Here is an 18420-nt window from a genome sequence, read left to right as displayed (position 1 = left end):
GAACGAGATGATTAAACTATCAACAATCGCACTTGCCTTGGTAAGTGCTGGCCTCATGGGTTGCGGATCACAGCAATCTGGCAATGAAACCCTGACGGCACCAGGTGCACCTGGCGTTAAACCTTATTGGTCATACTCTGGAAAAACGGGGATTGGTACGTCGTACGAAGCGTACGAAGACGGCAAGTACAGCGATTCTACGGCTACTAAAGCAGTTTCAAAGGTATGGTTTTCTGTTGCAAAAGGGATGATCACAGAGACCATGTTTGGACTTATTCACCAAGCGCAGATCAAAGACATGCAATTTATCATCGTGGGTGACGGCTTTGCAGTGAAAGAATCTGATACTGACGCTCTAGATGTCACGATTGACTACCTTTATAAAGATGCCAGTGGGCGCCCGTTATCGCTGGCTTACAAAATTTTAAGCAAGGATAAGCAAGGCCGTTTTACTCTTGAAAAGCATATTTTTACCGACCCTGATGGACAAACCTTGTTTGTTCGAGCAAAAGTAGATACTGAATTCAAAAATGTACAGGCTTTTGTGAACGTTAATCCATACGTGAATAACAATGGCTTAAACGATTTTGCAAAAGTGACAGAGCAAGGTTTGTTAGCATGGGAAGGTAAGAACTATCTCTCATTGCAGAGCAAAACCGGCTTTGTTGAAGCATCTGTCGGTTTTACTGGCACCAGCGATAATTTAGCGGCACTTGAGACTACAGGACATATAGCTCTGGCTTATGCATCTACAGGCAAAGAGAGTGGCAACGTTAACTGGTTGGCAAACTTAGGACAAGTAAAGGGCAGCAGCACCTTTGACCTTACCTTGAGTTTTGGTCATTCTCAGCAGCAGAGCTTTGCTGAGGGGGCAGCCACATTAGCCAAAGGTTATGACAAGGTACTGGCTGATTATAATGGCCAAGGCGAAGCGACGGGCTGGCAAGATTATCTCGACAGTTTAGTGCCGCTAAAGTCCATGACGGCAAATACCGCAGACAACGGCAAGTTACTTTACACCAGTGCGCTTGTGCTTAAGGCGCAAGAAGATAAAACCCATGCCGGCGCGCTGATAGCATCGTTGTCAAATCCGTGGGGTGACACAGTGCCAGCAGAGCAAGGCCATACCGGTTATAAAGCAGTATGGGTGCGTGATTTTTATCAAGTAGCGATGGCATTTTTGGCGATGGGAGATACACAAACAGCGCTCACTGCTTTTGAGTATCTAGAAAAAGTGCAAGTTACGGATAAAACACCGGGTAACCATGGTGATACCGGCTGGTTCTTACAAAAAACGCATGTAGATGGCGAGCTTGAGTGGGTTGGTGTACAACTTGACCAAACGGCAATGCCGATTATGCTGGCATGGAAACTGTGGCAAGCGGGTGTGCTAAGCGATGATAGACTGGTTTATTGGTACAATAAGATGTTAAAGCCCGCAGCTAACTTCTTAGTTGAAGGTGGACTGGCTAAAATATTGTGGAATGACACGCAAATCACACCGCCTGCGACGCAACAAGAGCGTTGGGAAGAGCAAAATGGCTATTCACCATCGACTACCGCGGCAATCATTGCAGGTCTTGTAACGGCGAGCGACATTGCTAAATTGGCCGGTGATAAAGCGGGACAAGAGAAATTCCTTGCGACGGCGCATCAGTATAATCGTGATGTTGAGTCATTCATGTTCACAACCAAAGGTAATCTGCAAAGCAAACACAGTGACGGTCAATATTTCTTCCGTATTGGACAAGACGAAAACCCTAATTCCAGTACGACCTTAAATGCCAATAATGGCCGCAGCGGAATGGATAAGAAGCAGATCATCGATGGTGGCTTTTTAGAACTTGTGCGTTACGGGGTTAGAGGGGCTGATGCCCCGAGCATTGTGGCTACCATGCCTGAATATGATGATGAGTTGATAGCTGAAAACTTAAGAGTAAAATATAGCTTTAAATTTGATGGCGATGTTAATAGTTATCCGGGGTATCGCCGTTACGGTAACGACGGTTATGGTGAAGACGAGAAGCGCGGTATTAATTATGCCGAAAATGGTCAGAATACCGATGGCCAACGCGGTCGAGTGTGGCCTTTCTTTACCGGAGAGCGTGGTCACTATGATCTTGCGCTGGCGCTGCTCGATGGTGAGTTGAGTGCGGATGAGCAGAGCAAAATACAAAATACTTATGTGAAGGGGATGGAGCACTTTGCTAATGAAGGCATGATGTTACCTGAGCAAGTATGGGATGGTGTGGGTAAAAATACCTTTGGCTATCAACTTGGCGAAGGAACCAACTCGGCGACGCCTTTGGCTTGGACACATGCTGAATACGTAAAGTTAGTGCGCTCTCTTAATGAAAAACAAGTGTGGGATCACTACCCAATCGTAGAAAGTAAACTGAAATAACAAACAGTAAGTAAACACATAAAAAATGCCGAAGATGAGTTCGGCATTTTTATCGCTATTGCTACCGTGAAGACTGCCTAACAATCAATTTCGGTGGCAAGAGGGTAGAGGCTACTGCTTCACCTCGGATAAGCGTAAGTAAGTTATCGACCAGCATTTGTCCTGCCAATGTGGTGTTTTGCTGCACAGTAGTTAAAGAGGGAGAAACATAACCCGCAGCGGCAATGTTATCAAAGCCAACGACATGTACATCATGAGGCACGCGAACGCCTGCTTCTTGAAGCGCCTTAATCGCGCCAATAGCAATAAGATCGCTAGCCGCGAAAAGCGCGTTAAATTTAACATTGTTGGCGATTAAGGAGCGAGTTGCATGATACCCAGAGTCTTCTGTGGAAATCGCATTTGCCATCTTACGGTCGCTCACCTCAATACCTTTTGCTTTAAGGGTGTCTCTAAAGCCTTTAAAACGTGCAAAAAACTCCGGGCTGTGATCCGAAGCATCGCCAATAAACGCACAATCTGTTCTGACCATGTCGATTAAATGCTTTGCAGCCAATACACCACCACCGTAATTATCGCAGCTCACAGTTAGGTCTGGACGGTTATCAACCGTTGCCCCCCAACAAACAAACTTTGTGTGGTTGTCGAGTAGAGTTTGTAACTTTGACTGGTAATCGATGTAATCACCATAGCCTAGTAAAATTAACCCGTCAGCACGGTGACTATCCTCGTAATCGGCATGCCAATCACTGCTCGTCGATTGGAACGATACTAAAAGGTCATAGCCTTCTTTTGCACACGCTCGGGTAATACTGCCAAGCATACTTAAAAAGAAAGGATTAATTTGTGACTCGTCTTCTGTGGGATCTTCAAATAACAGCAAAGCTAATGTACTGCTTTGCTGAGTGCGCAGATTACTCGCGTTTTTATCGACCTTATAATTAAGCTTTTTAGCAATCTCATGAACGCGACGACGAGTTTCTTCGTTAACCAAAGGGCTATTTCTTAGGGCACGCGACACCGTAGATTGCGAAACGCCAGCATAATGGGCGATATCAAATGAAGTTGCTTTACCTTTCATGTTCTTCTCAACGCTTAAGACAGTGACATTGTCAGCCATTCAATTTTTTTTTCAACCAATTTCACCGAATTTGCAAATTTTTATTGATACAGCCTGACACCGGTGTCATAATGTCGATGTTTTATCATTTTGTTGTCAAAACGTATTTGGCTGCCCTATGCCAAGGGCAGCATTTTTTTACCAAATTAACAGAATAACAGGTAAGAGCAAAAGCCAAGGCGTGCAAATTTTGGCGAGTTGAGACAGTAAATTGCAGGACGTGTGCTGGCAGCCCTGATGTTAGCCCAAGCATAATCGCAGTGATAAAGAGATAATAATATGAGCCAGACAACAAGCCATTCATCCGTGCCGTTTGAGCCGATTGTCGTTGCCGACATCGGGGGAACAAACGCCAGATTTGCAATCGTGTCAGATTTTGATACGCGAACTAACCATTTTGTAATTACGCATCAAGCCACTTTTCCTAGTGCTGAATTCCAGTCTTTTGAATCCGCTATCCAAAAATATTTAACTGAGCTACCTGTTGCGCAGCCAAGCCGAGCCTGTCTCGCGGTTGCCGGTCCTATCAAATCTCAGCAAGTTCATTTAACTAATTTAGGTTGGCATTTTAATTCCGAAGACATCAAAGCCCAGTTCGATTTTACCGAACTTGCCGTGATCAACGACTTTGCTGCTTTTGCCTATGCGGCGCCCTACTTAGCACTAGAGAAAAACCTAGTGATTAAGCAAGGTCAGCCTGAGCTAGGTGCAAATATCGGCGTAATGGGTCCTGGCACTGGATTTGGTGCAGCTTGCCTTGCTAGAGATATTAACGGCAGCGCGGTGATGAGCTGTGAAGCGGGACATATCTCACTTGCACCGGTTACCGCCTTAGACAAAGAGCTGTTAACGGTACTGCGCGCGAGTATTCAACATGTCTCAGTCGAGACGGTGTTTTCAGGCCCAGGTATTGCGAGACTCTACAAAGCTATGGCAGAAGTGCGTGGTGAGCAAGCTAAAGATCTTAATGCGGCGCAGATCAGTGCACTTGCGAAAGAATGTAAAGTGTGCGACGCAACATTGAGTCACTTCTGTGACTGGATGGGTAGTGTGGCTGGTGATTTAGCACTGACTTTTGGTGCCTTAGGTGGTGTTTATATAGGTGGTGGGATCTTGCCGCGGATGAAAGCGCGATTACAAGCAAGTAGCTTTGTTGAACGCTTTACCGAAAAAGGCATGATGTCACAGTACACGAGCCAAATTCCAGTTACTTTGGTGGTACAAGATAATATCCCACTGATTGGCGCAGCTGCATGTATTCATGAGCGACGCCGGGCTTAAGGGAAAATCGATGAAAAAAGTAACTATTAATAGCGTTGCCGAATATGCCGGAGTGTCTAAAAAGACAGTATCTCGGGTATTAAATAACGAGCCAAATGTTAGTCCAGCAACGCGGGAAAAAGTCCTGAAGGTCTTTGAAGAGCTGAATTATAAGCCTAATCCTATCGCACGCGGTTTGGCACAAAATCGTAGCTTTATCATCGGTTGTTTATACGACAATCCATCAAAAAGCTATATCACGCGAGTGCAAAGCGGTGCGCTGGAAGCGTGTCAGAAGCATAGTTACAATTTATTGATACATCCTTGTGAACTGCGCGGCCAAGACCTTATCGACAATGTTGATCAGCTGCTTACCACATCGAGACTTGACGGTATTGTGCTTACTCCACCGTTTTCAGACTCCAACGAGCTTATTGCTTTTTTAAAGCAGCGTAATATTCCCTATGCACGCGTTGCTTCAGCCATTGAAGGCGATGATTCGATTTCAATTCGCAGTAATGACGAGCAGGGCGCTTTTGAGTTAACTGAGCACTTGATTAATTTAGGTCATACCGAAATTGCCTTTATTAAAGGTCACCCTGATCACAGTGCCACAGAAAATCGTTTCTCTGGATACCAAAAAGCACTAGCAAAGCATGGTATTGAATATCGAGAGCGGTTAGTTGCAGAAGGTAACTTTAGTTATCACTCAGGCGCAGACAGTGCAAAAGCTATATTGGACTTAGAGCCAAGACCAACGGCTGTATTTGCATCAAACGACTACATGGCTGCGGCCGTGTTAAAACTTGCTACGCAGCGAGAGATAAAAGTGCCCGAGCAGTTATCTATTGCTGGGTTTGATAACGCACCTATTGCAAGGCATATTTGGCCGGGTCTGACGACGATAGCACAGCCTGTGGAAGAAATGACTCGGATAGCGGTAGAAGAGCTGATTAAGCATATATCTCAGCCGCAAGAAGCACCGTTTCAGCAAGTTTTAGAAGCTAAACTTATCACTCGAGAGTCGACGAAAGCGCGCTCGGATTCATAACTTTTTCAATTTTTATACTTGCCCCAAAGCCCAACGCTTAGCCGTTGGGCTTTTTATTTTCGCAGCTACTAGGGAAAACGTTGCGGACTAGATAAATGCGCAGATTTATGTCGCGATAATCAGGCTCGCTGACCCAGCGATTAAAGGCCATGTTACCAAGTTAAGGCTCATTGATAACTTTGCTATCAAATAATGATTTCGCTCAATCATTATTATTATTCTTTTTGTCATAATAATTACTAATAAAATCAGTTAGGTAATGATTTTAATATCGCAGATATCGGCAAAGTTTTAAGTGGTTATAATTTGGTCATTTTAAAAAGTTAGACTAAATTTATAAGAAGGGTTGACACCGGTGTCAGCTTTGTGCGTAAATATAGTGACACCGGTGTCAGGTTGGGGTGAGAGACAACCTGATAGCGTACCTTTGAACGGGTAAATCAAAGCAGCTCTGTACAAGGATTACCACGAATGCTGGTAATCGTGCAGAGCCTTTTTCCTCTAACACTAGAGAGTCAGTAATATGTTGCATCCACGAATTCAGGAAGTCACCGAACGCGTCATTGAGCGAAGCCAAGCAACACGTCAAGCCTATTTAGCTCGAATCCAACAAGCAAAAAAACAAACGCGCGTACGAGCGGGACTGGGCTGTGGAAACCTAGCACACGTAATGGCTGCTTGCTCAAGCAGTGATAAGGCTCGCCTAAAAGAAGACGAGCAACCAAACCTAGCAATTATCAATTCGTACAATGACATGTTGTCTGCGCACGAACCTTATAAAGAATATCCAGATTTAATTAAAGCAGTGGCAAACAAGTTTGACGCGACTGCGCAAGTAGCGGGTGGTGTACCTGCTATGTGTGACGGGGTTACCCAAGGCCGAGATGGCATGGAACTGTCTTTGTTCTCTCGTGATGTCATTGCCATGTCAACAGCGGTGGCGTTATCACACGATGTCTTCGATGGGGTTTTCTGTCTTGGTGTATGCGACAAAATTGTCCCAGGACTATTAATCGGTGCTTTGTCTTTTGGCCATTTGCCCATTTTCTTTTTACCTGCAGGTCCAATGCAATCAGGGATCCCGAACAAAGAAAAGGCACGTATTCGTCAAAAGTTTGCACAAGGCTTAGTCAGCCGCGAAGAGTTACTGGAAGCTGAGAGTGCTTCATACCACAGTGCAGGTACTTGTACTTTCTACGGTACGGCGAACTCGAACCAGATGTTAATGGAGATCATGGGTCTTCATTTACCTGGTAGCTCGTTTATCAACCCATACACTGAATTAAGAGATGGCTTAACGGCGAGTGCGGTTGAAACCATGCTAACTCAGCTACTTGACGGTAAAAGCGGCAATGCACTTGCGGATATCGTGAGTGAAAAAACCGTGATCAATGGTTTGGTCGGTTTGTTGTCTACTGGTGGTTCTACCAATCATGCCATTCACTTAGTCGCAATGGCAAAAGCGGCTGGCGTTCAAATCACTTGGAAAGACATGGCGGATTTGTCTGAAGTAGTGCCGTTATTAACGCGTATTTATCCAAATGGTCATGCCGATGTAAACCACTTCCAAGCGGCTGGTGGCATGGGCTTCTTAATGCGTGAATTAAGAGATGGCGGCTTCTTACACAATGACGTAAAAACGATTGTGGGTGAAGGGCTTGATGCTTATACGATGGAACCATTACTGGATATCAACAGCAATGTGATCATCAGCGATAATCAAGGTCCTGCCAAAGTGAAGTGGGTACCAGTACCTGAGAATTCACTGGATGAAGAAGTACTTCGCCCAGTAGCAAATCCATTTAACAAGCAAGGCGGCTTGCAACTACTTAATGGTAATTTGGGTAAAGCGGTGATTAAAGTGTCTGCGGTACAAGAGCAGCACCAAACGGTGACTGCACCGGCGAAAGTATTCAGCTCTCAAAGCGAATTACAAGAAGCCTTTAGTGCTGGCAAGCTTAACCAAGACTTTATTGCCGTGATCAAAGAGCAAGGCCCTAAAGCGAAAGGTATGCCTGAGTTACATAAACTGACACCTGTCATGGCTACATTACAAGACCAAGGTTTTAAAGTGGCGATTGTGACTGATGGTCGTATGTCTGGCGCTTCGGGTAAAGTACCTGCGGCGATCCACCTTGCGCCGGAAGCGGTTGAAGGTGGTGCAATTGCAAAAGTACACGAAGGTGATTTGATCACCTTAAATGCACCAAAAGGCGAATTAGTGCTACATGTTTCTGATGAAGAAATGGCACAGCGCGAATTACAGCTTTCACCGCAATCGCAAACATTTGGTACGGGTCGAGAGCTATTCTCAGGATTTAGACACGTAGTGAGCAGTGCAGATCAAGGCGCATGCTCATTTGGCATCGAAGAATAATAACAGTGGGAATGAGGGTGAGCATGAGTATTAAAGAGATATTGTCAGCAGCACCAGTGGTTCCGGTTATCGTTATTGATAACCTAGAAGACGCGGTGCCGCTTGCTACGGCATTGTTTAATGGTGGCTTAAAAGCACTTGAAGTGACACTTCGTACACCGGTGGCAGCGCAAGCGGTAAAAGACATTAAAGCGGCCTTACCAGACGCCTATGTTGGTACTGGTACGGTAGTGGATAAGGCAACCTTTAATGCCTCTGTTGAAGCCGGCGCTGACTTCATGGTAAGTCCAGGTGTCAATGACGAATTATTGGAACTGGCTAAGTCGTCAAGTATTCCATTTCTTCCAGGTGCTGCAACGCCAAGCGAAGTGATGAAGCTTGCAAGTCACGGTTTTGAATTCTTAAAGTTTTTCCCTGCAGAAGCTGCAGGTGGTGCACCAATGCTTAAATCCATTGGTGGACCAATTCCACAAGTTAAATTCTGTCCAACGGGTGGTATTTCGTTGGCAACTGCACCTAAGTATCTTGCACTCGACAATGTGGTATGTGTGGGCGGTACTTGGATGCTTGATAAAGCACTTATCGCAAACAAAGACTGGCAAGCCATTGAAGCGCTTGCGAAACAAGCAAGTGAAGTAAAATAGATTAGGGGACAGTTATCATGATTAATATCGCAATTAATGGCTATGGACGTATCGGTCGTAACGTACTTCGTGCACTGTACGAGTCAGGTCAGAATAAAGACATCAAAGTCGTTGCCATCAACGATCTCGCACCTGCGAACGTAAACGCGCATTTGACCCAATTTGACTCTGTACATGGTCGCTTTCAAGAGCAGGTTGTTCTTAACGACAACACACTCGTTATCGGTGGTGACGAAATCACGCTAACGCAAGAGCGTGACCCTGCAAATCTTCCTTGGAAAGCGCTAAACGTTGATATCGTACTTGAATGTACTGGGTTGTTCACTTCTCGCGAAGCTGCGGCTAAACACATCGAAGCCGGTGCGAAAAAAGTGATTGTATCTGCGCCGGGCACAGATATGGATGCAACGGTTGTTCATGGTGTTAACAGCGAAGTGCTAAATGCTGAATCAACCATTATCTCTAACGCATCTTGTACCACAAACTGTCTTGCGCCTATTGCAAAAGTTTTGAATGATACTATTGGTATTGAGCAGGGTAGCATGACAACCATTCATGCCTACACCAACGATCAGAATCTATCAGACGTTTACCACCCTGATTTATATCGTGCGCGTAGTGCTACTCAGTCGATGATCCCGACGAAAACGGGTGCGGCAAAGGCGGTTGGCTTAGTGCTTCCTGAACTTGCTGGCAAACTAGATGGTATGGCGGTTCGTGTGCCAACCATCAACGTATCACTGGTTGATTTAACGTTTGTTGCTAAGCGTGACACTTCAAAAGAAGAAGTGAATGCGGCAATCAAAGCGGCTGCTGAGGGCGCGATGAGTGCAATCCTTGAGTACAATGAATTACCTTTGGTTTCTATCGATTTCAACCACAACCCGGCTTCTTCAGTGTTTGACTCAACACAAACCAAAGTAGATGGAAAGCTGGTAAAAGTGATGGCTTGGTATGATAACGAATGGGGCTTCTCTTGCCGCATGCTAGACCAAGTTAAAGCACTAGGTGCATTTTTATAATCAGGATTAATTTCTGACCAAAAGCTCTGCAGATAGCGGAGCTTTTTTGTTTTTGACGGAAAAATTGCCATTCTTCCTTATCAATTAGTATAAGTTCCTTGAGGATCGGCACCGTATATGGAAAAATTCACCACACAAACACCAATAACTCCAAACGAGGATTCAATTATGCGCATCATCTTGCTAGGCGCGCCGGGTGCAGGTAAAGGTACTCAAGCTCAATTTCTAATGGACAAATATGGGATCCCTCAGATCTCTACAGGCGACATGTTACGTGCTGCTATCAAAGAAGGGACTCCGTTGGGTCTTGAAGCGAAAAAAGTCATGGATGCAGGTCAACTAGTATCTGATGAAATCATTATCGGCTTGGTAAAAGAGCGCATCGCAAAAGAAGATTGTGCAAATGGCTTCTTGCTTGATGGCTTCCCACGCACAATTCCACAAGCAGATGCAATGAAAGAAAATGGCATCAAAGTTGACCATGTTATCGAATTTGACGTAGCAGATGAGATCATCGTTGAGCGTATGAGCGGTCGTCGTGTACACCCAGATTCTGGTCGTGTTTACCACATCGTTTATAACCCGCCTAAAGTAGAAGGCAAAGATGACGTAACGGGTGAAGACCTAATCATTCGTGATGACGACACTGAAGAGACAGTACGTAAACGTCTAGCGATTTACCATGAGCAGACAAAACCGCTAGTAGATTACTATAGTGCGGAAGCGGATGCTGGTAACACGCAATATCACAAACTAGATGGTACACAAGCTGTTGATGCGGTAAGCAAGCAGTTAGGTGAACTATTGGGTTAATAACTAAGCGTTTGCTTGGTTAACAAGTAGGAGTCCTATGAGACTCCTACATTATTTCTAAACTAGCTAAATCGTTTTAATAAGTGTTGTAGTGGAAAGTAATACTTTCTTTTCGACTTGGCTCTGCATAATGGAAGTTGCCTGTGGCTTCTACTCTATGAACGATAGAGGCTGAAATACCCGCTTTAAATGCCTCACCATTAAACGTAGCTGTATTCCCTGAATCGTTAGGATTAATTTCAGTGCACTTGAAAGGTGCCGTGCTGTATGCACGACTGAAACAAAGCTCCACCGTTTCATTGCCAGGATCGGCGTAACCCGCTGAAGTATAGCTAAATCCAGTGATAGTACCCGTTTTGCTTCCACATGGGATATCACTTAAATCGACGTTTAATACAGAAAACTCTGTAGTCGAAAGACCGCCTGCTGAGCTTAATACTAGCATCCGACTAGGTTGTTTTTCTTTCGTGATCATAAAATCGTCAGCAATTGCTTAACCACTAAGCGCGGGTGAAGAAATGAAGAGGGCGGTAAGAGACATCTTTTTCATTAACAATTCCTTATTGTATAGTCTAATACCAATTGCACTAAGTCTCCAATCAATTTGAAGGGTGAAATACCATATTAGCGTCGTTAAAAATTTCTCATTTAGAACAACTAAATAGCAAAATTTTTGCCTAGCTACTAAAGCTATTTCTCCGCTTCAAATAGCTCATTTACCTAATACAATTGGTATAATTCAAGCTATGCAGTGCAACCGCATAGTGGCGTGATTGTAATGAACGAAGAATATTTGGGTCAACCTTATACCAATTAATCTTAATACTTGCTCAATTTGAAGGAGCAAATCTGACGCTAACTGCGTTAAAAATTTCTCATTTAGAGCAACTAAATAACCTGAGCTTCGGATAATTAATGCCTTTCTAGCAGCCAGTTTTAGCGCTAACTGCGTTGAATTCACTTCCAATAGCCAGCTATTGGTGCGTAAATTCGCCTTGTTATCCCTAAAACTGTCTGGCTAGGAAAGGGTATAATTTAATGTGGTATTAAAAACAATGAGTTAGCTCATTCCTTATCCAAACCTCAGGTTAAATAGCAAAATTTTCGCCTTGCCTACATGGATGTAGGTACCTTGGCGTGAGCAGGATGCGGAAGCGGTGTTATCGACAAGATTTTCTCGCCTCAAAATAGATCACTTTATTAAGCTAATTGGTATTAGATTTGTAAAATAATGCGACTAAATCAGTCGTTTATGGTTTTATTTTGATGGTTCTTATGAGTAAGGGGCTGGTGCCCCTTACCAGTTTTACGCTTTCGCGATAAATATAGCACGGAGCGGAGCTGGGTAGCCTTCAATGGTTTTGCTGGTGTCATTTGGATCTAAGAAATCAGCAAGCGACTCTGTTTCCATCCAAGGAGTTTGGCGCTGCTCGTCTAACGACGTAACGTCTTTGTTTACCACTTTGATGTCTTTAAAGCCCACGCGCTCAAGCCACAATGTTAATGCATCACAGCTTGGAATAAACCATACATTGCGCATCTTGGCGTAGCGATCGGTCGGCACCAATACTGTATTTACATCGCCCTCAATGACGAGTGTTTCTAGCACTAATTCGCCTCCTTTTCTTAGCTGAGACTTTAGCTGCGCTAAAAAGTCGATTGGTGAACGACGGTGATATAGCACGCCCATTGAAAACACAGTATCAAATGCTTTTAACTCCGGCAATTGCTCTACACCTAGTGGTAGTAAATGCACGTTTGGATCGGGGTTAAAGTGTTTAATCGTTTGGAATTGGCATAAAAATAGATCGGAAGGATCAATGCCAACAACAAGCTCTGCGCCTTCACCGCGCATACGCCACAAGTGATAACCAGAACCACAGCCGATATCCAAGACATTACGGCCATGAAGGTCACTTATATGGGGGAGCAGTCGGTCCCATTTCCAGTCGCTGCGCCACTCAGTATCAATATGGACGCCATGTAAATGAAATGGTCCCTTACGCCATGGCATCATGCGTTTTAGTAAATGCGTTAACTGCTTTTGATGACCTTCATTAACGTCTTCGCCAGTACCTATCTCAACCTTGGTTTTTATATCAACATGCGTGGTTGAGATCTCTGGTAGATTTTTAATGACTTTTTCCCATTTCGGCCAGTCGCCATGTTGGGCTTCTTTTTGCCAATGGCTAAGCTGCGCAGGCAACGTTTCTAGCCAATGGCTCAAAGGGGTTTTCGCAATGGTTGCATAAAAGTCGGTAAACCAATGATTCATAATTGCCTCTATTTTATTGCTACCATTGAGCAGAAGTTAAAGCACTGATACCACACTTGAGTTTGATTAAAGCCAATATCCTCTAATCTTGTTATATGGGTACTTAATGAGTCCGTGCGCATCACGTTTTCAATCGCAGTGCGTTTTTGGCTGATCTCTAATTCTGAGTAGCCATTGTGGCGTTTAAAGTCGTGGTGAAGGTCGATAAGTAAGTTGTCTTTAGTACCGTTTTCACCGCGGATTTTTTCACTTAATAGCAGTACGCCACCAGGTTTTAAACCCTGATATATTTTTTCGAGAACTGCTTTGCGGTTTTCTGGTGGAATAAACTGTAGGGTGAAGTTCATCGCAACGACAGATGCATTGCTAATCTCTATTTCATTGATATCACCTAAAGTGACCGAGACTGGGACGTCAGATTTAAAGCCTTTTAAATGCAGTTGGCAACGCTCTACCATAGGCTGTGAATTATCCACGGCAATGATATGACAGTTTTCTTTATCTATATTTCTACGCATGCTTAGCGTGACCGCGCCTAAAGAGCAGCCTAAGTCATATAAGTTTGAGTTACTTTGCGCGTAAGTACCCGCAAGTTTGCCCATTGTGCTTACTATTGTCGCGTAGCCCGGCACTGAGCGTTGGATCATATCTGGAAACACTTCGACGACATTGGCGTCGAAAGTGAAATCTTTTACTGCTTGCTCAGTGGCATAAATACTGTCTTTGCCCGTCACATTAAATCTCTCTTTGAAAATAATCTCGCTATTTTAGCATTTTATGCTGGATAGTCAGTGATAAATTCAGTAGCTTGGCTACTATTAATAATAAGAAGTAAATATGAGACCAAAAATGGCGAAAAGCAAAGTGATTAGCACAGAAGATATCCTCTCAACGCTATGCCACTCAGTAACAGAAGTTCTGTCGTCGGCAAGCGGCAACCAAATTAACTATTCCGCGATGGTACAAAAGATCACTCGTACCTGTATGAGGCCTGACATCGGCTGTTTCGTATTGTTTGATGGCGGCTTTACCGGTTTAGTCGTAACTAATTTTACCGCGCAAGCAGCAATGGAGGTGTATACCGATTACATGCGCAACATGGGCATGCCTGAAGAAGAAATTGCGCATAGTCATTTGTCCGACGACGTTGCCAATGTATTGGGTGAGTTGATGAACCAAATTGTTGGTGATTTCACCAACAAAGTACGTGAGCAACTACATACCTCTATCACGCAAAACCAACCTAAGATGATGGCTATCAACAAACAGGTGCAGATCTCGGTAGACACAACGATGGATCGCCCGCAGGCTAGACGCGTTACCTTTACCACGCAAGGTCAGAATATTTTCTATCTTGAATTGGCAATGGATAAAACTGAATTCATTAAGCTACATGACTTTGATATTGCGGAGTCGGTAGACCCAGATGACATTATTGCAAGTCAGGCGGAGAAGAAAAAGCCAGCGAAGCCGCAGGAAGAAGATGTTGTAGATGACGACTTTATGGATCAGTTAGGACTGTAAAACCGTTTTCTTGGAGCACGTAATTAGAAAGGCCACCTCAGTGGCCTTTCTATTACGTCAAAATCTTCACTTCGCCCTAGGATAAATAGATAGCAAAGGTACTAATGCAGTGCGCCTTTTCCTGCATTAAGCTCAGGTGCTTCTTCTACATGCTTTATGGATGTTAGCATCATAAAGGCTTCATTGAACTCAAAGCGGGCGATGGCGGTTTTTAATTTCTGTAGTTCTGGTTCAGTCAAATAGCTACTTACCGAAATTGAGTCTACTAGCTCTGTGGCTTGGGTATCATAATCTCTTAACGCACACGCGAGCTGGATGAGTTCCTCTAATTGACTATTGCCACCTTTTTCTTCGTTGTTTTTCGTTACATTTTTTACCTGATGAGACGCTTCTTTTTTACGACGTTTTTGGCATTGCTCCAGTGCATATTTAACGTATTTAATCAGTTCGTCAATTTCGCTCGCATTAGGTGGGCGGACATTAAGAGAAGCCTCAATGTGCTTAAACTCTTCAGTCAGCCTAATAATCGAAAGATTAGCGCTAGCACCTTTTAATGCATGTAACATGCTATGTGCCAGTTCAAAATTCTCAATGGCTAAAGCCTGTTTTAAATTGATCAGCTCTTCAATCTGCTGGGACAGGAACTTTTCTAAGATATCGAAGTAAACCTTTTGGTTGCCAGCTGCTCGAGCAATACCCTCGGCAATATCAATACCTTCAAACTCAATGACCTCATCAACTTCCTCTACTTCTGTAGTGACTTCTGGTTGATTTGCTACTGGCGTTGCTGAAAGGTTACTGGTCTCAGCGCTTGCATATTTCAAAATACTTTTAACGAGTTGCTCAACGTCGATGGGTTTGGTGACGTGGTCATTCATACCAGCATCGATACAAGTCTGGATGTCTTCTTCCATGGCATTGGCGGTCATCGCGAGAATAGGAAGTGTATTTTTATCGAACTCTATACGAAGGTTTTGCGTCGCGGTAATACCATCCATCACTGGCATTTGCATATCCATTAAAACAATATCTATATGTTTGCTATGAACCTGCTCAATGGCTTCTTGCCCATTATCAGCGACCGCCACCTGAGCTCCGAAGCTAGATAAGATCTCCACTGCGATTTCCTGGTTGACAGGTTGATCCTCCGCAACCAAAATCGATATGCCATTTAGTGCTTGTTTACTAATCGTTTGTTCTTTTTTGGTGATAGTGGTTCTTATTTCTGGTGAGTCAAACACGGCACTTTGAATAACGTCCACAAGATTTGACGGATTAATCGGCTTTAAAAGTACACCATCGACTAAACTGGCTTGGCTATCGTTGAGGTTTAATTCTCGACCGTAAGCTGTGACTAAAATGAACTTACTTTGCGACACATCGATTTGCGATTGCAGCTTAGTGATCAGCTCAATACCATCTAATTTCGGCATATGCCAATCGACGAAAATAAGATCGGGTAAATCTTGTGTCAGGACGAATTGATTTAACGCCTTATGAGGGTCTAAATAAGAGCAAACCTGCATACCAAAGTTTGTTAGCATACCGCTTAACACGTCCAATGCGTGTTGGTTATCGTCAATAATTGTTGCTGATAACTCTGATAAGTGGGTAGAGGCCATTTTCGCCTGACTCAGCTCGTCACTGACTTCCATTTCTAATGTGAAATAAAACTCCGAACCGACGTTCTCCTCACTCTCAACATATATTTCTCCCCCCATAAGCTTGACCAGTTGCTGCGAAATCGTGAGGCCAAGCCCAGTACCGCCATATTTTCGGGTGATTGAATTGTCTGCTTGCGAGAAAGATTGAAATAGGTTTTTTTGCTGACGTTTATTCATGCCAATACCGGAGTCTTTGACGCTAAACTTAATTTTCGCTAACCCTTTTTCGACATTGACGAGGGCAACACGAATAACAACCTCACCGGTTTCTGTGAATTTAACCGCGTTACCCGCTAAATTGATGAGTACTTGGCTTATTCTAAATTGATCGCCAATCACGCAGTAGGGCACTTGTGAGTCTAGATCAAAGACTAACTCTAGTTGTTTTTCTTGGGCTTTTACACTGACGATGGTGGCAACACTGTCGAGTAGCTTTTCTGTTGAAAAAGCCTGATATTCTAACTCGATTTTGCCAGCTTCGATTTTTGAAAAATCGAGTATATCGTTGATCAATCTCAGTAATTGCTTTGCCGCAGTATCTATTTTTGATACGTAGTCGTGCTGTTTAGCATTTAATTCGGTCGCGAGCGCGAGATGAGACATACCAATAATCGCGTTCATTGGGGTTCTAATTTCATGGCTCATGTTGGCGAGGAATTCGCTTTTCGCTTTTGCCGAGTTTTGGGCCAAGTCTTTTGCTTCTATGAGTTCTCGTTGTAGTTGGTTCCTCTCCGAAACATCAAGGTACATGCCAACAATCCCAGCTACAGCGCCATTTTCATTAAAAAATGGCGCTTCGTATACAATCAGTTCCCGCGCCTGCTCTTGGCCATCGAGCAATAGTACTTCGTAAGTTTGCTCTTGGGTTGTGGTGATAATTTCGTGGGCTTTGGACTCAAATAGGCTGGCTATTCCTAAATCAAAAATTTCGTCTAGTTTGGCGCCAATCACATCTACTTCAAATTGATCTAACAGCGCCAAAAAGGACTTGTTTACCCCCATAAATACCCCGTCAGTAGAACGATAGTACGTCGGGTTTGGGATAGCATTGATTATGTGGTGGGTAAGCTCAAGTTGTTCACTTAAAGCCGACTCTGTCTTTTGTTGTTTTTCGATATTTTCATTAATAGCAAGCGCGAGGCTTAAGTCCTTACACAAGTACTCAAGCGCTTCGAATTGGCTGTCTATCAACGCCTGTGCACTACCGACTAGCAGCACATACACTACATGATTACCGATGGCTAGTGGAAAGCAATAACGGCTTTGTAACTTCACTTCAACTTCTTGTTCTTTGAGCCACAACGGTTCTTGTTGTACTTGTGGTTCATTATTTGTTGCGCAAAGCGCTATCGTGGACGCAATAATTGAGTGGCTTGGTGTCACTCCATGGCTTTTCACTAATGACAAGGTGTCGTCTTCTAAATTGGCATAGAGACAAACACTCGGTGCATTGAACTCATTGGCAATAAACTCTAGTGCGTGGCGCACGATAGGTTCGGAGCCGGTGATGGATTTTAGTTCGCGATTATAGTTTTCGATAATTGCGGCTGACGCCAGCTTTTGGCTTTGAGAGGTGGTGGCAGCATGGATCGCTTGTGTGAGCCGTTTTACATCAGCATCACTGTTTGTGGGGGCTACTGAAAGAGGGGAGCCGTTTAACGCTTGTGCACGTAGCGTATTGACGATGCGATAGAGCGGGGAGAAATGTTTAGTGCGCATAAACCAAACATAAAAGCCTAAAAATAGTGTTAACACCGCGAAAGCAAGGCCAGTAATTAACAGTATTTTAAGTTGTTGATTGGTGCGTGTTTCGAGTTCGGCGTTTGCAATGAGAGGCAGTTGTAGGATGGCGTTTTGATAACTTTGAGGTAAATCGACCTGTTCAACCGTGTTTGCTAAAAATCGAGATTTTAATCTTGTTTGGGTTTCATAAATTTGTTGTAGCGGTAGTGGCAATGAGTGACTTGGTGCAGATTTGATGTCATCGAGCCATTGGGCGTTTTTATCTTTGCTATACATCTCAAGTGAGAGGTGGTTGTGATAAGCGGTATTAACGTCGGTCGCGAGTGTGCTATGAGTGGTTGTTGAGTAGTAGATAAGCGTTGCGCTTCCTAGGGCTGCCATCAAGGCGAAAAGTGCGATCCAACTTAGTAATGCTTTTGAGGACATAAGTTATTATTTACGCGTGAATTTATATATAAACATAGTCGCGATATACAATTTCTCAAGCTATGCTGTAAAAAGTGTCTATCTTAAGGACTTGAGT

At 43.9% G+C, this 18420-nt stretch carries 13 protein-coding genes; 8 read left to right on the top strand and 5 right to left on the bottom strand.

Going from position 1 to position 18420, the window contains the following annotated elements; genetic code table 11:
- The first annotated feature begins 7 nt into the window (after nt 1-7).
- Complete coding sequence (locus tag EXT47_RS09835) at nt 8-2404, top strand: glycoside hydrolase family 15 protein (RefSeq protein WP_130126502.1); 2397 nt, start codon at nt 8-10, stop codon at nt 2402-2404.
- A gap of 61 nt (nt 2405-2465) precedes the next feature.
- On the opposite strand, the gene EXT47_RS09830 is transcribed toward EXT47_RS09835, so the two are convergent.
- Nucleotides 2466-3485, bottom strand: a complete 1020-nt coding sequence (locus EXT47_RS09830) for a LacI family DNA-binding transcriptional regulator (protein ID WP_039495539.1) — start codon at nt 3483-3485, stop codon at nt 2466-2468.
- 318 nt (nt 3486-3803) lie between these two features.
- On the opposite strand from EXT47_RS09830, the gene glk reads away from it, so the two are divergent.
- The 6 genes from glk to adk all read left to right on the top strand — a co-directional run bounded on the left by glk (nt 3804) and on the right by adk (nt 10691).
- Complete coding sequence (gene glk, locus EXT47_RS09825; protein WP_039495541.1) at nt 3804-4805, top strand: glucokinase; 1002 nt, start codon at nt 3804-3806, stop codon at nt 4803-4805.
- Between the two features lie 10 nt (nt 4806-4815).
- Entirely contained in the window at nt 4816-5835 is a 1020-nt protein-coding gene (locus EXT47_RS09820; protein WP_039495542.1) for a LacI family DNA-binding transcriptional regulator, read from the top strand.
- A 523-nt stretch (nt 5836-6358) separates the two neighbouring features.
- Nucleotides 6359-8212, top strand: a complete 1854-nt coding sequence (edd, locus tag EXT47_RS09815) for a phosphogluconate dehydratase (RefSeq protein ID WP_130126501.1) — start codon at nt 6359-6361, stop codon at nt 8210-8212.
- 23 nt (nt 8213-8235) lie between these two features.
- The gene (locus EXT47_RS09810) at nt 8236-8856 is read left to right on the top strand and encodes a bifunctional 4-hydroxy-2-oxoglutarate aldolase/2-dehydro-3-deoxy-phosphogluconate aldolase (RefSeq protein WP_010378022.1); all 621 of its coding nucleotides are present in this window, start codon (nt 8236-8238) and stop codon (nt 8854-8856) included.
- 17 nt (nt 8857-8873) lie between these two features.
- Nucleotides 8874-9878: a type I glyceraldehyde-3-phosphate dehydrogenase gene (gap, locus tag EXT47_RS09805; protein ID WP_010604051.1), complete on the top strand. Its 1005-nt coding sequence runs from the start codon at nt 8874-8876 to the stop codon at nt 9876-9878.
- 168 nt (nt 9879-10046) lie between these two features.
- On the top strand, nt 10047-10691 hold the full coding sequence (adk, locus tag EXT47_RS09800; RefSeq protein ID WP_130126500.1) for an adenylate kinase: 645 nt from the start codon (nt 10047-10049) through the stop codon (nt 10689-10691).
- A 76-nt stretch (nt 10692-10767) separates the two neighbouring features.
- On the opposite strand, the gene EXT47_RS09795 is transcribed toward adk, so the two are convergent.
- The 3 genes from EXT47_RS09795 to cmoA all read right to left on the bottom strand — a co-directional run bounded on the left by EXT47_RS09795 (nt 10768) and on the right by cmoA (nt 13700).
- Complete coding sequence (locus EXT47_RS09795; protein WP_240701604.1) at nt 10768-11166, bottom strand: hypothetical protein; 399 nt, start codon at nt 11164-11166, stop codon at nt 10768-10770.
- 831 nt (nt 11167-11997) lie between these two features.
- The gene (gene cmoB, locus EXT47_RS09785; protein WP_017219248.1) at nt 11998-12966 is read right to left on the bottom strand and encodes a tRNA 5-methoxyuridine(34)/uridine 5-oxyacetic acid(34) synthase CmoB; all 969 of its coding nucleotides are present in this window, start codon (nt 12964-12966) and stop codon (nt 11998-12000) included.
- Between the two features lie 8 nt (nt 12967-12974).
- A complete protein-coding gene (gene cmoA, locus EXT47_RS09780) occupies nt 12975-13700 on the bottom strand; it encodes a carboxy-S-adenosyl-L-methionine synthase CmoA (protein ID WP_130126498.1) in 726 nt (241 codons plus the stop codon).
- A 115-nt stretch (nt 13701-13815) separates the two neighbouring features.
- On the opposite strand from cmoA, the gene EXT47_RS09775 reads away from it, so the two are divergent.
- Nucleotides 13816-14490, top strand: a complete 675-nt coding sequence (locus EXT47_RS09775) for a DUF3334 family protein (RefSeq protein ID WP_010378035.1) — start codon at nt 13816-13818, stop codon at nt 14488-14490.
- Between the two features lie 101 nt (nt 14491-14591).
- Here the strand turns inward: EXT47_RS09775 and EXT47_RS09770 are convergent, their stop codons facing one another.
- The gene (locus tag EXT47_RS09770; RefSeq protein WP_130126497.1) at nt 14592-18323 is read right to left on the bottom strand and encodes a response regulator; all 3732 of its coding nucleotides are present in this window, start codon (nt 18321-18323) and stop codon (nt 14592-14594) included.
- Nucleotides 18324-18420: the final 97 nt, after the last annotated feature.

This window comes from Pseudoalteromonas sp. CO342X, from assembly GCF_004208915.1.
Lineage (GTDB): Bacteria > Pseudomonadota > Gammaproteobacteria > Enterobacterales > Alteromonadaceae > Pseudoalteromonas > Pseudoalteromonas maricaloris.
Note: the sequence above shows the minus strand (reverse complement) of the source record. Positions and strands in the feature narration are given on the sequence as shown.